This window comes from Ramlibacter sp. 2FC (assembly GCF_005503345.1).
In the GTDB taxonomy this organism is placed as follows: Bacteria; Pseudomonadota; Gammaproteobacteria; order Burkholderiales; family Burkholderiaceae_C; genus SCMQ01.
This window is the reverse complement of record NZ_SCMM01000039.1, coordinates 1-13,386: the sequence shown is the minus strand read 5'-3', so window position 1 is coordinate 13,386 and position 13,386 is coordinate 1. Positions and strand designations below refer to the sequence as shown.

The window sequence follows — 13,386 nt, the reverse complement described above, 5'->3', positions numbered from 1 at the left end:
TATCGTAGGAACGGAACCGCCCTCGAACAAGCGAGATCCGCACCAGAAAACCGATATCGATGTCAAAAATCCAGAGTCCTTTTCGAGACCCAGAAGGGGGCGGCTGCGCCCTCCCCGGCGCCGCGCCCGACCCGGCGCGCGCCGCGCGGATGCGCGGCGCCCTGTCCGAGGCCCTGCAAGGCCTGCAACAGGCGCGCATGGCCCTGCTTCGCCCGCACGCGCAAGGCGGCTTGGTGCCTCACGGCAGCGGGCACTTTCACAGCGCGCCCGAGCTGTTCGTGCAACTGGCAGGCTGGACGCGCTTCGAGTTTCCGGGGCGCAGCTGCCGGCTCGAGGCGGGCGAGGCCCTGCTGCTGCCGCCGCAGCTGCTGCACGCCGAGCAGGTGGGGCCCGGGCCGGACGGCCAGGCCTTCTGCAACCTCGTGCTCTATGCCGACGCCCAGGGCTTCAGCAGCCACCTGGCGAGCGAGCAGCGCCCCGGCCTGCCCGGCGTGCAGCACTTGGAGACGCGCCGCACGCCCCAAGCCGGCCGCATGCAGGCCTGGCTGCTCGACGCCTGCCCGCGCGCCGGCCTGCCGCCATCGGACTGGGACGAGGCGCAGGCGCGCGCCCTGGTCAGCGCGACACTGGCCAGCGCCCTGCGCCTGCTGGCGCAGTCGACCGGTCAGGCATCCGAGGAGCACCCCCTGGTCGCACGCGTGAAGCTGTGGGTCAAGAACCGCCTGGGCGAGCAAGATCTCAGCGTGCGCGGCCTGGCGCAGCAGGCCGGCTGCACGGCCGACTACCTCTCGCAGCTGTTTCACCGCCACACGGGCGAACACCTGGTCGCCCACATCGTGCGCCTGCGCATGGAGCGGGCGGCCCAGCTGCTGCTGGACGGGCGCATGGCCGGCAAGGCAGTGGCCTGGGCCTGCGGCTACGCCAGCCACAGCTATTTCACCCAGAGCTTCCGCCAGCATCACGGCGCCACGCCGACGGCCTGGCGGCGCAGCCAGCCGGCACCGCCAGCGTGAAACGGGCCGGCGGCCGCTTCCGCTACATTGGCGGCAACGCTCTCGGACCACCGCCCATGACCACCGCTTCCGTCCGCCGCCCCTTGCGCGGCACGCGCATCCTGAGCCTGGCGCTCAACCTGCCGGGCCCGGCCGCCCTGATGCGCCTGCGCGCCATGGGCGCGCGCTGCCTCAAGGTCGAGCCGCCCGCGCCCAAGGGCGGCGCCGCGGACGCGCCCGGCGACCCCATGGCCCAGTACAGCCCGGCGGCCTATGCGGCCTTGCACGAAGGCATCCCCAGGCGCCAGCTGGACCTCAAGTCCGAACGCGGCCAAGCCGCCCTGCACCGGGAGCTGGCGCGCTGCGACCTGCTGCTGACCTCGTTCCGCCCCTCGGCGCTGGCCAAGCTGGGCCTGGACTGGAAGGCGCTGCAGCGCCGCCACCCGGCGCTCTCGCTGGTGAGCATCGTCGGCGGGACCGGGCCCCTGGCCGAGCGGCCGGGCCACGACCTCACCTACCTGGCCGAGGCCGGCCTGGTGCCGGGCCTGGACCTGCCCGCCACGCTGTTCGCCGACATGGGCGGCGCCCTGCTGGCCAGCGAGGCCGTGCTTGGGGCGGTGCTGGCGTACAAGAGCTCGGGCAAGGCCAGCTGCCGGCAGGTGGCGCTGTCCGGGGCCACGGCCTGGCTGGCCCTGCCGCGCGACTGGGGACTGACCCTGCCCGGCGGCTGGGTCGGCGGCGCGCACGCGGGTTACCGCGTCTACCCCTGCAAGGACGGCCGCGTCGCCGTGGCCGCGCTGGAGCCGCATTTCGCGGCGGCGCTCTGCGCTGCCGCGGGCCTGCCGGCCAGCGACATGCGGGCACCCGCCACGCACGAGGCCCTCGCCGGCTTCCTCGCTTCGCGCACGCGCCGCCAGCTCGAGCGCCTGGCCTCCGAGCGTGACCTCCCCCTGCACACGCTGCCGAGCGCGGCGCGCTGACGGCGACTTGCTCAGGCCGAGGGATCGCGCGGCGGCGACTCCAGCAGGAAGCTGGCCATGGCGCCGGCTTCTAGCGGCGCCACCTCCTCGGCCTCGTCCTTGAGGCCCACGCCGGTCAGCCGGCGCGCCCGCGCCAGACTGAGCAGCCGGTGCAGCTGCTGCGCCGCCGCCGCCACGGACAGACCCGCGGGACGGACGTTGGAGATGCAGTTGCGCTGCGCGTCCGTCAGGCCCACGCGCGGCGCCCAGCTGAGGTAGATGCCGAGGCTGTCGGGCGAGCTCAGGCCCGGCCGCTCGCCGATCAGCACGGCCATCGCGTCGGCGCCCAGGCGCTCGCCCACCTCGTCGCCGACCGCCACGCGGCCCTGCGTGACCAGGGCCACCGGCGCGACGCGCCAGGCCTGGGCCGTATCCGCCTGCAGCCGCGCCAGCATGGCCGAGATCAGCGCCACGGCGCTCGTGTGCACGCCCAGGGCCGAGAGTCCGTCTGTGACGACGAAGGCCAGGTCGAAGCGGGCCGCCCCAGGTCCGGACGCTGCAGGTAGCTCGCGCGGTCGGGCGCAGCGCTGTGCAGCAACAGGGGCTGCAGGCCCAGGTCCTGCAGCGCCTGCGCGGTGCCGAGCGCGTCGAAGGCCAGGTGCACGGCGTCGCGCGCCTGGGCATGGGCGAGCTGGAACGCGAGCTGGGCCGCGGTCGGCAGGCTGTGGCCGGCGCGGCCCAGGGCGATGCGCGCATCGGTGTAGCGGCGCAAGGCGTCCCAGCGCGCGGCTGTGACCGGGGGTTTGGCGCATGCCTGCGCCCCCACGCTTGTCGCTCCGCGTACTTCGCTGCCCCCCTTGGGGGCCTTTGCGCCTTGGGACGGCCCGGCGGCGCTCATTGCCCATGCTCCAGCCGCTGCAGCACCTCGGCAAACGGCGCCGGCAGGCCCTCGGCTAGGCGCGAGCCCTCGCCCGGCTCGAACACGCCCATGGTCTGCAGCCAGGCTTCGAACTCGGGCGCGGGGCGCAGGCCCATCAGCTGGCGCATCACCAGCGCGTCGTGGAAGGAACTGCTCTGGTAGTTCAGCATGATGTCGTCGGCGCCCGGCACGCCCATGATGAAGTTGCAGCCGGCGGCGCACAGCAGGGTCAGCAGGGCGTCCATGTCGTCGACATCGGCCTCGGCATGGTTGGTGAAGCAGCAGTCGCAGCCCATGGGCAGGCCCAGCAGCTTGCCGCAGAAATGGTCCTCCAGGCCGGCGCGCAGGATCTGCTTGCCGTCGTAGAGGTACTCGGGCCCGATGAAGCCCACCACGGTGTTGACCAGCAGCGGGCTGAAATGCCGTGCCACGGCGTAGGCGCGCGCCTCCAGGGTCTGCTGGTCGCAGCCGTGGTGCGCGCCGGCCGACAGCGCGCTGCCCTGGCCGGTCTCGAAATACATCACATGCTCGCCACGCTGCCCGTCGTCGAAGACGGCGCCGCGCCCCAACGCCTGCGCTGCGGCCCGCGCTTCGCCCAGCAGGGCCAGGTCGATGCCGAAACTGCGGTTCGCGCCCTCGGTGCCGGCGATCGACTGGAACACCAGGTCCACCGGCGCACCGCGCTCGATTGCGCGCAGCGTGTTCGTGACATGGGTCAGCACGCAGGACTGGGTGGGAATGCCGTAGCGCGCGATCACGCCGTCCAGCATTTGCAGCAGCCGCACCACCTGCGGCACATCGTCGGTGGCCGGGTTGATGCCGATCACCGCGTCGCCGCTGCCCAGCAGCAGGCCGTCGAGCAGGCTGGCCGCTATGCCCGCGGCATCGTCGGTCGGGTGGTTGGGCTGCAGCCGCGTGGCCAGGCACCCGGCCAGTCCCAGCGTGCCGCGAAAGCGCGTGACCACGCGGCATTTGCGCGCGATCAGTGCCAGGTCCTGCAAGCGGCACAGCTTGCTGACGGCGGCCACCATCTCGGGCGTGAGGCCCGGCGCCAGCGCCGCCAGGGCCGCGGGCGTGGCGGCATCGCCGAGCAGCCAGTTGCGCAAGTCGCCCACGGTGAGGTGGCTGACCGGGGCGAAGGCCGCGGCGTCGTGGCGGTCGATGATGAGCCGCGTGACCTCGTCCTCCTCGTAGGGCACGACGGCCTCGCTCAGGAAGGCCTTCAGCGGCAGCTCGGCCAGCGCCATCTGCGCCGCCACCCGCTGCTGCGCGCTGTTCGCGGCCACACCGGCCAGGCGGTCCCCCGAGCGGGCCGGGCTGGCGGCCGCCATGAGGACGCGCAGGCTGTCGAAGCGGTAGCTTTGCGAGCCTATGCTGTGGGCGTAGCTCAAGGCTGGACCTCCATGGCTGCGGATCGGGCGCGACCTGCACCCTGGCATTGTCGGCCAGCACGCCGGACCTTGTCACGACGGGCTGGCAGAATCCCTCGACAAACACAAACAGGGCGTCCGATGAAGAGACAGGGAAGGACCGTGCGCCGGGAAGCGGCGCGCTCGCAGGCGCAGCTCCGAAAGCCTCCGCCCGCGGCGCCGGCCGTACCGGCCGCACCGGTGCTGTCGCTGACGCTCGCCTGGGCCCTGCTGATCGCCTGGGGCGTCTGGGCCGGCCGCCTGCCGCTGCTCACCCTGGCGGCCGCACCGCTGCTGAACCTGGCAACCTTCTACGTCTACTGGACCGACAAGCACGCCGCCCGAAACGGCCGCTGGCGCACGCGCGAGGACACCCTGCACCTGCTGGGCCTGCTCGGCGGCTGGCCCGGCGCATGGTGGGCGCACCAGATCCTGCGCCACAAGTCGCGCAAGGCGGCGTTCAGGCAAGCCTACTGGGCCACGGTGCTGCTGCACGGCGCGGCCCTGCTGGGCTGGCTGTTCTGGCTGCAGCCGAGATGGTCGTCGCTGTTGTGAGCGTGGGCAGGCGCGCGGCCGGAGCCGCCGGCACGACGGGCCGGACAAGACCTCAGCGCGGCCTGCGCGAGGCCTTGGCGGGCGGGCGCCCCGCGCCCGTGTCGCGCGGCGGCAGGCCGGTGTGCTGGGTCAGGATGCGGCCCTTGACCGGCGCGGCCGACGGGCGCGGCGCGGGCGTCGAGTTCTTGCGCCGCGCGCTCTGGTAGCTGCCGTCGTTCAGCGGCTGCCAGGTCGGGATCAGGTGCTGCTTGCCGTTGCCTATCAGGTCGGCGCGGCCCATGGCCTTGAGCGCCTCGCGCAGCAGCGGCCAGTTGTTCGGGTCGTGGTAGCGCAGGAAAGCCTTATGCAGGCGGCGGCGCTTCTCGCCGCGCACGATGTCCACGCCCTCGCTGTCGCGCGTGATCTTGCGCAGCGGGTTGCGGCCGCTGTGGTACATGGCCGTGGCGGTGGCCATGGGGCTGGGGTAGAAGGTCTGGACCTGGTCGGCGCGAAAGCCGTTCTTCTTGAGCCAGACCGCCAGGCTCATCATGTCCTCGTCGCTGGTGCCCGGATGGGCGGCGATGAAGTAGGGGATCAGGAACTGCTTCTTGCCCGCCTCGGCACTGAACTTCTCGAACATCTGCTTGAAGCGGTCATAGCTGCCTATGCCGGGCTTCATCATCTTGGACAGCGGGCCCTGCTCGGTGTGCTCGGGAGCGATCTTCAGGTAGCCGCCCACATGGTGCTGCACCAGCTCCTTGACGTACTCGGGGCTCTGCACCGCCAGGTCGTAGCGCAGGCCGGAGCCGATCAGGATCTTCTTGATGCCCTTGAGCGCACGGCCGCGGCGGTACATGCTGATCAGCGGGCCGTGGTCGGTGGTCAGGTTCTGGCAGATGCCGGGGTAGACGCAGCTGGGCTTGCGGCAGGCGGCCTCGATCTCGGGCGACCTGCAGCCTATGCGGTACATGTTGGCCGTGGGGCCGCCGAGGTCGGAGATCACGCCGGTGAAGCCGGCCACCTTGTCGCGGATCTCCTCGATCTCGTGGATCACCGAGTCTTCCGAGCGGCTCTGGATGATGCGGCCCTCGTGTTCGGTGATCGAGCAGAAGGTGCAGCCGCCGAAGCAGCCGCGCATGATGTTGACCGAGAAGCGGATCATCTCCCAGGCCGGGATCTTGGTCGCGCCATCGTGGCTGCCGCTTTCGTCGGCGTAGACCGGGTGCGGGCTGCGCGCATAAGGCAGGCCGAACACATGGTCCATCTCGGCCGTGGTCAGCGGGATGGGCGGCGGGTTGATCCAGACGTCGCGCGCGGTCGCAGCCTCGCCATGCGCCTGCACCAGGGCGCGCGCGTTGCCGGGGTTGGTCTCCAGGTGCAGCACGCGGTTGGCATGGGCGTAGAGCACAGGGTCGGCCTTGACCTGCTCGTAGCTGGGCAGGCGGATCACGGTGCGCTCGCGCGGCGGCAGCTTGCGCTTGCCGGACAGGGCCGGGTTGGGCATGAAGCTCAGCGGCTGCACGCCCGGCTCCGCCTGCGGCGCGCCGCCCTCCTCCTTGGCGCAACTGCTGCCCTGGGCCTGGGCCTGCTCGGCCGTGGTCATGTAGGGGTTGATGTGCTCGTCCACACGGCCCGGCAGGTCCACCGAGCGCGAGTCGATCTCGAACCAGCCCTCGGGCGTTTCCCGCCGCACGAAGGCCGTGCCGCGCACGTCGTTGATCTGCTGCACCGGCTCGCGCGCGGCCAGGCGGTGCGCGACCTCGACCAGGGCGCGCTCGGCGTTGCCGTACAGCAGCAGGTCGCACTTGCTGTCGACCACGATGGAGCGGCGCACCTTGTCCGACCAGTAGTCGTAGTGCGCGATGCGGCGCAGCGAGCCCTCGATGCCGCCGAGCACGATGGGCACATCAGGGAAGGCCTCGCGGCAGCGCTGGCTGTAGACGATGGCCGCGCGGTCGGGCCGCTTGCCGCCCTGGTCGCCCGGGGTGTAGGCGTCGTCCGAGCGGATCTTGCGGTCCGCCGTGTAGCGGTTGATCATGGAATCCATGTTGCCGGCCGTCACGCCCCAGAACAGGTTCGGCTTGCCCAGCGCCTTGAAGGGCTCGGCGCTGTGCCAGTCGGGCTGGGCGATGATGCCGACGCGAAAGCCCTGGGCCTCGAGCACCCGGCCTATCACGGCCATGCCGAAGCTCGGGTGGTCCACATAGGCGTCGCCGGTCACGAGGATCACGTCGCAGCTGTCCCAGCCCAGGCGCTCCATCTCGGCCCGGCTCATCGGCAGGAAGGGCGCCGTGCCGAAGCGCGCCGCCCAGTACTTGCGGTAGCTGGTCAGCGGCTTGGCAGCGCGCGCGAAGAAGGACACGTCGACGGGAGCGTTCATGGAGGGCTCGTTGGGGGCAACCTGCCATTTTAGTTGGCGGGCCTTGCCTGCAACAGCCTGAGGGCTACTGCCCGGCCTGGGGGAGGCGGGCTTGGTAGAAGTCGATGAAGGCGCGCACCTTGGCGGCCACGTGGCGCCCGGGCGCGTAGACGGCATAGATGCCGCCCTCGGGCAGCGACCACTGGGGCAGCAGGCGCACGAGTTCGCCGCGCGCTACCAAGGCCTCGGTGCTGGGCCGGTCCATGACCGAAACGCCGGCCCCCTCGAGCAGCAGCGTGCGCAGCGTGGCGGCCGAGTCGCAGCGCAGCCGGCCCGTCATGCGCACGCTGCGCTGCGCCCCGTCGGGGTCGGTGAAGCGCCAGGTCAGCGGCGTGGGCAGCAGGGTCAGCGCCACCCAGTCCATGCGCGCCAGGTCCTCGGGCGTTTGCGGCTGGCCGGCGCGGCGCAGGTAGGCCGGCGAGGCCACCACCTGCTGGGCGAAGCCGCCCAGGCGGGTGGCGCGCAGCGTCGAGTCGCGCAGCCAGCCCATGCGGAAGGCCACGTCGACGCCCTCCCGCACCAGATCGACCACCCGGTCGCTGGAGCGCAGCTCCAACTGCAGCCGCGAATGCAGCTGCGCGAAGGCCGCGACGGCGGGCGCCAGCGACTGCTGCGCCTGCTCCACCGTGCAGGCGATGCGCAGCGTGCCGCGCAACTCGCCCGTACGCCCCAGGCCGGCCAGCGTGTCCTGCACCCCGCGCAGCGCCGGCACGCATTCGTCGATCAAGGTCTGGCCGGCCTCGGTCAGCTGCACGCGGCGCGTGGTGCGCGTGAACAGGCTCAGGCCCAGCCGCGCCTCCAGCCGGCTGACCTCCAGGCTCACGCGCGCCTTGGACAGGCCCAGCCGCTCGGCCGCGGCCGTGAAGCCGCCGGCCTCGGCCACGGCGGCGAACACCAGCAAGGCGTTGAGGTCGGCAGACGCCTCAACCCCCATGTCGGCCCGTCGCCGCAACGGCAACTGTCAATAATTTCATAACAATGAATTCTGACATTGACAGTTTATCGAATCAATCGACGATGCGACAGTCGAGTCCTCCACTTGCTCGGAAAGGAAATACACCATGAACATCGCACTCATAGGCGCCAGCGGCTTCATCGGCTCGGCCCTGCTGGCCGAGGCCCTGGACCGGGGTCATCGCGTGACCGCTCTGGTCGGCCGCCCTGAGCGCCTGACGCCTCACCCGCAGTTGAAGGCCGTGAAGACCGACGTGCTCGACCAGGCGACCCTGGCCGGCCAACTGCGCGGCCACGACGCCGTGCTCAGCGCCTTCAGCGGCCATGCGCAGCCCGACGTCCTGGGCTACTACCTCCAGGGCTTTCGCGCCATCCTCGAGGCCACGCGTGCGGCCGGCGCGCCGCGCCTGCTGGTGGTCGGCGGTGCCGGCAGCCTGGAAGTGGCGCCCGGTGTGCAACTGCTGGACACGCCGGACTTCCCCGCCGCCTACAAGGCCTCGGCCGAGGGTGCGCGCCAGGCGCTGAACCTGCTGCGCGCCGAGACCGCGCTGGACTGGACCCTGCTGAGCCCCAGCGCCGAGATCGCGCCCGGCGAGCGCACGGGGCAATTCCGTCTCGGCACCGACCAATTGCTGAGCGACGCCGGCGGCAACAGCCGCATCTCGGTGCAGGACTACGCCTGGGCCATGCTCGACGAGATCGAGCGCCCGGCCCACAGCCGGCGCCGCTTCACGGTCGGCTATTGATCGGGCTCAGAGGTCGCGCAAGGCGGCCGCAATCTGGGCCTGAAAGGCCTGGGCGTCGGCCAGCGCCTGGGCATTGAGCAGGGCCAGCTTGACCAGGAACAGCTCGGACTTGTCCGGGCCGGCCTGGTCGATGGCCGTGGCCAGGGCGTCGTAGACCGACTCCAGGCCGGGAATCGTCAGCGTCTTGGGTTGTGGGCTCATGCTCATGCCTCCTGCCGAGCCGCCTCAAAGGAGGCATGGCCTTGCAGGCCGCGCCGCTGCGAGACGCAGCGGCTCTTCGGTCCGTCCACGCCTGCGCAGGCAGGCGTGGAGCCGCGGCCCTCAGCCCCCTCGGGGGGCAACGAAACGAAGTGAGTGTGGGGGTCCATGGTCATTCTCCTTGGCGGGCCAGGGCGGTGTCCAGTGCGGCCTGCAGGCGCTCGGCATCCAGGCTGATCCAGCGCGCGCAGACATGCTGGTCGGGCCGCAGCAGGTAGGCCGCGCCGCCGGCGGACACGCCGTAGCGCTGGCGCACATGGCCCTCGCTGTCGGCCAACGCGAGGTCGGCGCCTTCCACCGGAGCGGCCGCGCCCACGGCCGTCACGCGCAGCGGCACGCCGCGCGCACGGGTCTGGTCCACCACCCGGCGCAGCGACTCGGGCAAGGCCTCCCGGTCCGTGAAGTACAGCAGCTCGAAACCGCCGCCCAGGTGGTCCAGCAGGTAGTCGTCGGGGCCCAGGCGCAGGTTCAGTGGCGGCGCACCATGGCCCGGGCCGGCCTTGAACAGCAGGTCGTCGTCGCCCGCGCTGTTGAGCGCCGAATGCGTGTACTCGTGCGGGCGCGAGGTGCGCCAGTGGTAGAGCGGGCCGACGAAGGGCTGGCTCAGCGAGAGCGAGAGCACGGCGTCGCGCAGTAGGCGAAAACCCTGCGTGGGCGGGGTCATGAAGCGCGTGCTCTTGCCGGCCTCAGCGATGATCTCGCGCGCCGCGCCCACGCGCTCGGCGCTGTAGCTGGCCAGCAGCGCCTCGGGCGCCAGGCCCCTGGCCACGAAGGCCAGGCGCCAGGCCAGGGCCTGCGCGTCCTGAAAGCCGGTGTTGGCGCCGCGCACGCCGAAGATCGGCAGCATATGGGCCGCGTCGCCGGTGAACAGCACGCGGCCATGGCGGTAGTCGGGCAGGGTCAGCGCGCGCGCCGAGTAGACGGAGCACCAGTCCATCTCCCAGGGCTTGCCGGCATGGCCGATCATGGCCAGCTGGGCGTCGATGCGCGCCTTGAGCGACTCGGGCGCGAGCGCCTGCTCGGGCGTCTCGCCGGCCGGCAGCTGGTAGTCCACACGCCAGATGCCATGCGGCTCGCGGTGCATGAGCACGGTGTTGCCGGGGTTCCACTCGGGGTCGAAGAAGGCCAGGCGCTCGGTCGGCAGCGGCAGCTCGACGCGGATGTCGGCGATCACGAAGCGGCCCTCGTAGGAGGCGCCTTCCATCTTGAGGTCCAGCATGGAGCGTAGGCCCGAGCGCGCGCCGTCGGCGGCGACCAGCCAGTCGGTCTCCAGCGCGTAGTGCCCCTCGGGCGTGTCCACCTCCAGGCGCGCGAAGCCCTCGCCCTGTTCCACGCGGCTCACGCGGTTGCCCCAGCGCAGCTCGATCAGGGGCTGGGCGCGCACCGCGTCGACCAGGTATTCCTCGAGGTACTGCTGCTGCAGGTTGATCATGGGGAAGAAGCGGTCGTCTTCCTCGTGCGGGCCTTCCATGCGGAACACGCGCTGGCCGCGGTAGAAGGAGTTGCCGAAGCGCCAGGGCAGGCCGTTCTCGCTGACGCGGCGGTCCACGCCGACCTGCTGCAGGATCTCCATGGAACGGCGCGTGAACACGATGGCGCGGCTGCCCTCGGAGACCTGGCGCTCGGCTTCGAGCAGCACGCAGGGCTGGCCGTGGCGCGCCAGCTCCAGCGCCGCCGTCAGGCCGATCGGCCCGGCGCCGACGATGACCACCTGCTGGCGCGGCTGCGCGGGGTGCTGCGAGGGCAGCCAGGGATCGAACACCTGGTAGTCGTAGTAGATGGAGCGTCGTGGCTCGGCCTGGGGCTGGTGCATGTGGGTCTCCTGCGGGCTCTCGGACGCGCCCTGCGTGTCCGTGCCGCCAGTGTAGGCAGGCCCCCGGCGCGGCCTGTCCCCAAACGGGAACAGTCAGGGCGCGCCGGCTTCGGATGCCAGCAGCAGGCCCAGCAGCTCGCGCTGGCCCGAGATGCCGAGCTTGCGGTAGACGCGCTTGAGGTAGGTCTGGGCGCTGGAGACCTCGATGCCCATGCGGTCCGCGATGCCTTCGGTGGCCAGGCCTGCGAGCAGGCCGCGCACCAGGTCCACGTCGCGCTTGGTGAGCTCGGGACAGCGCCGCAGCAACCGGGCCAGTAGCAGCTCGGCCAGTTCGTTGTGCACCACATGGCCCGCGTAATGCAGGCGCACGGCCTGCACCACCAGGGGCGCGAAGGCTTCGACCGCCGCGATTGCCGCGTCATCGAAGGGCCCATGCTCCAGGCCCCGGTAGAAGTTGACCGACAGCCAGCGCTGCCCCTCGTACAGAGCCAGGATGGCGAGGCGCTCGGCCACCTGCGGCAGCTCGTAGCAGATCTCGCGGTACTCGCGGTGGGCGATGTCCTCGCCCTTTTGCCGGTGCAAGAGGATATGGGGATGGGACGGCGGGGCTTTCTGGGCCGCGGCCAGCTCGGCCTGCATCACCTGCTGGCTGCCGTCCAGCGGGTAGAAGCGCGCCACATAGTCCTGCGAGATGCGCGGCAGCGCCTGGGTGCGCGCGCGGTCGCCGACCGCCACGATGCGCGGGCGCCCCTGCCCCTCGTAGGAAAAGATGGTGCACTGCGCCAGCGGCACATGGGCGCCAACCAGGCGCAGCAGGTCCTCGGCCACGGCGTGGCGGCCCGAGAGGCCCAGCTTTTGCAGCAGGGCCGTGACCTGGGCGAGCGGGATCTCGAAGCGGGCGGAGGGGGTGGGCGGCAGCGGCCAGTACGCGCTCATGCTGGCCGCAATGTAACCGAGCCGCAGGCGAAGCTCAGTTGCCGCCGGGCCGCCCCAAGGCAACTGCGGCCATCCCAGGGGGCAGCGAGGACACGCCAGTGCCGAGCGTGGGGGCCATCACTCCCGCACGATCATCTGGCCGCGGATCTCGCCACCGGGGAAGGTCGCGGTGTGGATGTTGGCGTACCAGCGCCCCGCCATCAGGTCCTCGGCCTGGGCCGGGGTCAGCGTGGCCCGGCCCTCGTAGCGCCCGCTCAGCGCGCCCGGCCAGGACAGCGCCACGCCGGCGTTGCGCCCCGGGCCGGCGGGCCCGTGGAAATGCGCGGCCGTCGCGGGGCCGCTGAGCGCGTTGAACGAGGCCTTCCAGCGCAGCAGCCGCGTGTTCTTGTCCAGCACCGCGTCGACGCGGCCGGTGCCGGCCGTGCGCACGGGCGGCACCTCGTTCATGCCCGTCATCTGGGTGCTGAAGGCCACCAAGTGGGGGTCTGGCTTCAGCATGGCGCAGCCGCTGGCCAGCAGTGCCGAGGCCAGGACGGTGGCGCCGCATGCGGCCGCCCGCAGGGAGTGGGGTCTTGGTGTCATGCTTGGATCTCCGTCCAGGCCGGGGGCCCGGACGGCGCAGAGTGTAAGCGGCGTCCGCCGCCGCGCAGTCGCGCCGCCTGTGTCTTGTCACGTCGCTTACAAACGTGCGACAAGCCGCTCCCTGCCCGCGCTTGGGCCGCACTCGGTTAAGCTGCTGCCCCCATGCCCCAGACCCTGTCCGCGCCCGTGCACAGCGAACTGCTGATCAAGAAGAGCCGCTTCATCGGCTGCGTCGAGCCCATGGCCGACCGCGCCGGCGCCCAGGCCAGGGTGGCGCAGCTGCGCGCCGAACACCCCGGTGCGGCCCATGTCTGCTGGGCCCTGCTGGCGGGCGGCCAGTCGGCCGCGGTGGACGATGGCGAGCCGGGCGGCACGGCCGGCCGCCCCATGCTCGAGGTGCTGCGCCACCAGGACCTGGAAGCTGTGCTGGCCACCGTGGTGCGCTACTTCGGCGGCGTCAAGCTGGGCGCGGGCGGCCTGGTGCGCGCCTATACCGACGCCGTGGCCCAGGCCTTGCTGCAGGCGCGCAAGCTGCCGCTGCAGCGGCTGACCACGCTGCGCTGCGCCCTGCCCTATGCGCTGGAGGGCCTGCTGCGCCGCGAGCTCGATGCCACCGAGGGCGCCCGCCTGCTCGAAGTCAGCCACGGCACACTGGTCGAGCTGCAGTTCAGCCTGCCCGAGGACCAGGCTGGCGCCTTCGTGGCGCGCCTGAACGAGGCCGGACAGGGGCGCCTGGGCTGGCTCGATCCGCACTGAGAGGGTGTAGACGAAATGATCTACGTCGCCAGTCTAGTCGCGAGCATACGCGCTTCGGCCAACCAGACCCATGCGAGCGGCGCCCAGTCCGATCGATCGTGGTGTGCCA

At 71.8% G+C, this 13,386-nt stretch carries 12 protein-coding genes and 1 pseudogene; 5 read left to right on the top strand and 8 right to left on the bottom strand.

Going from position 1 to position 13,386, the window contains the following annotated elements; all coding sequences use genetic code 11:
• Positions 1-59: 59 nt before the first annotated feature.
• Positions 60-1,013 carry an AraC family transcriptional regulator gene (locus FFS10_RS16190; RefSeq protein ID WP_212744143.1) on the top strand — a complete coding sequence of 318 codons (954 nt, stop codon included), beginning with the start codon at positions 60-62 and terminating at the stop codon, positions 1,011-1,013.
• 56 nt (positions 1,014-1,069) lie between these two features.
• Complete coding sequence (locus tag FFS10_RS16185) at positions 1,070-1,972, top strand: CoA transferase (protein WP_137895512.1); 903 nt, start codon at positions 1,070-1,072, stop codon at positions 1,970-1,972.
• Positions 1,973-1,983: 11 nt separating this feature from the next.
• Here FFS10_RS16185 and eutC read toward each other — a convergent pair.
• Both eutC and FFS10_RS16175 read right to left on the bottom strand, forming a co-directional pair.
• Positions 1,984-2,849: pseudogene (gene eutC / locus FFS10_RS16180) on the bottom strand (ethanolamine ammonia-lyase subunit EutC).
• Positions 2,846-4,201 carry an ethanolamine ammonia-lyase subunit EutB gene (locus FFS10_RS16175; RefSeq protein ID WP_249931322.1) on the bottom strand — a complete coding sequence of 452 codons (1,356 nt, stop codon included), beginning with the start codon at positions 4,199-4,201 and terminating at the stop codon, positions 2,846-2,848. The pseudogene eutC and the gene FFS10_RS16175 overlap by 4 nt, the downstream one beginning before the upstream one ends.
• A 180-nt stretch (positions 4,202-4,381) precedes the next feature.
• Between FFS10_RS16175 and FFS10_RS16170 the strand changes: the two genes are divergently transcribed.
• On the top strand, positions 4,382-4,834 hold the full coding sequence (locus FFS10_RS16170) for a DUF1294 domain-containing protein (protein WP_249931320.1): 453 nt from the start codon (positions 4,382-4,384) through the stop codon (positions 4,832-4,834).
• Positions 4,835-4,886: 52 nt separating this feature from the next.
• On the opposite strand, the gene FFS10_RS16165 is transcribed toward FFS10_RS16170, so the two are convergent.
• Both FFS10_RS16165 and FFS10_RS16160 read right to left on the bottom strand, forming a co-directional pair.
• Positions 4,887-7,193, bottom strand: a complete 2,307-nt coding sequence (locus tag FFS10_RS16165; RefSeq protein ID WP_137895509.1) for a YgiQ family radical SAM protein — start codon at positions 7,191-7,193, stop codon at positions 4,887-4,889.
• A gap of 64 nt (positions 7,194-7,257) precedes the next feature.
• On the bottom strand, positions 7,258-8,166 hold the full coding sequence (locus tag FFS10_RS16160; protein ID WP_137895508.1) for a LysR family transcriptional regulator: 909 nt from the start codon (positions 8,164-8,166) through the stop codon (positions 7,258-7,260).
• Between the two features lie 127 nt (positions 8,167-8,293).
• Between FFS10_RS16160 and FFS10_RS16155 the strand changes: the two genes are divergently transcribed.
• Positions 8,294-8,932: an NAD(P)-dependent oxidoreductase gene (locus FFS10_RS16155; RefSeq protein WP_137895507.1), complete on the top strand. Its 639-nt coding sequence runs from the start codon at positions 8,294-8,296 to the stop codon at positions 8,930-8,932.
• Positions 8,933-8,938: 6 nt separating this feature from the next.
• Here the strand turns inward: FFS10_RS16155 and FFS10_RS16150 are convergent, their stop codons facing one another.
• The 4 genes from FFS10_RS16150 to FFS10_RS16135 all read right to left on the bottom strand — a co-directional run bounded on the left by FFS10_RS16150 (position 8,939) and on the right by FFS10_RS16135 (position 12,521).
• The gene (locus FFS10_RS16150; RefSeq protein WP_249931319.1) at positions 8,939-9,133 is read right to left on the bottom strand and encodes a DUF2783 domain-containing protein; all 195 of its coding nucleotides are present in this window, start codon (positions 9,131-9,133) and stop codon (positions 8,939-8,941) included.
• Positions 9,134-9,302: 169 nt separating this feature from the next.
• Positions 9,303-11,003 carry an FAD-dependent oxidoreductase gene (locus tag FFS10_RS16145; protein ID WP_137895505.1) on the bottom strand — a complete coding sequence of 567 codons (1,701 nt, stop codon included), beginning with the start codon at positions 11,001-11,003 and terminating at the stop codon, positions 9,303-9,305.
• Between the two features lie 93 nt (positions 11,004-11,096).
• Positions 11,097-11,939, bottom strand: coding sequence for a helix-turn-helix transcriptional regulator (locus FFS10_RS16140; protein WP_137895504.1), 843 nt, complete (start codon positions 11,937-11,939; stop codon positions 11,097-11,099).
• Positions 11,940-12,056: 117 nt separating this feature from the next.
• Complete coding sequence (locus FFS10_RS16135) at positions 12,057-12,521, bottom strand: CHRD domain-containing protein (RefSeq protein WP_137895503.1); 465 nt, start codon at positions 12,519-12,521, stop codon at positions 12,057-12,059.
• Between the two features lie 162 nt (positions 12,522-12,683).
• On the opposite strand from FFS10_RS16135, the gene FFS10_RS16130 reads away from it, so the two are divergent.
• The gene (locus tag FFS10_RS16130) at positions 12,684-13,277 is read left to right on the top strand and encodes an IMPACT family protein (protein WP_137895502.1); all 594 of its coding nucleotides are present in this window, start codon (positions 12,684-12,686) and stop codon (positions 13,275-13,277) included.
• Positions 13,278-13,386 lie beyond the last annotated feature (109 nt).

Bases quoted from the DNA above. Each gene is read 5' to 3' on its own strand.
- FFS10_RS16135 (WP_137895503.1), bottom strand. From the start codon at position 12,521: ATGACACCAAGACCCCACTCCCTGCGGGCGGCCGCATGCGGCGCCACC.
- FFS10_RS16130 (WP_137895502.1), top strand. From the start codon at position 12,684: ATGCCCCAGACCCTGTCCGCGCCCGTGCACAGCGAACTGCTGATCAAG.
- FFS10_RS16160 (WP_137895508.1), bottom strand. From the start codon at position 8,166: ATGGGGGTTGAGGCGTCTGCCGACCTCAACGCCTTGCTGGTGTTCGCC.
- FFS10_RS16190 (WP_212744143.1), top strand. From the start codon at position 60: ATGTCAAAAATCCAGAGTCCTTTTCGAGACCCAGAAGGGGGCGGCTGC.
- FFS10_RS16145 (WP_137895505.1), bottom strand. From the start codon at position 11,003: ATGCACCAGCCCCAGGCCGAGCCACGACGCTCCATCTACTACGACTAC.
- FFS10_RS16150 (WP_249931319.1), bottom strand. From the start codon at position 9,133: ATGAGCCCACAACCCAAGACGCTGACGATTCCCGGCCTGGAGTCGGTC.
- FFS10_RS16140 (WP_137895504.1), bottom strand. From the start codon at position 11,939: ATGAGCGCGTACTGGCCGCTGCCGCCCACCCCCTCCGCCCGCTTCGAG.
- FFS10_RS16175 (WP_249931322.1), bottom strand. From the start codon at position 4,201: ATGGCGGCCGCCAGCCCGGCCCGCTCGGGGGACCGCCTGGCCGGTGTG.
- FFS10_RS16185 (WP_137895512.1), top strand. From the start codon at position 1,070: ATGACCACCGCTTCCGTCCGCCGCCCCTTGCGCGGCACGCGCATCCTG.
- FFS10_RS16170 (WP_249931320.1), top strand. From the start codon at position 4,382: ATGAAGAGACAGGGAAGGACCGTGCGCCGGGAAGCGGCGCGCTCGCAG.
- FFS10_RS16165 (WP_137895509.1), bottom strand. From the start codon at position 7,193: ATGAACGCTCCCGTCGACGTGTCCTTCTTCGCGCGCGCTGCCAAGCCG.
- FFS10_RS16155 (WP_137895507.1), top strand. From the start codon at position 8,294: ATGAACATCGCACTCATAGGCGCCAGCGGCTTCATCGGCTCGGCCCTG.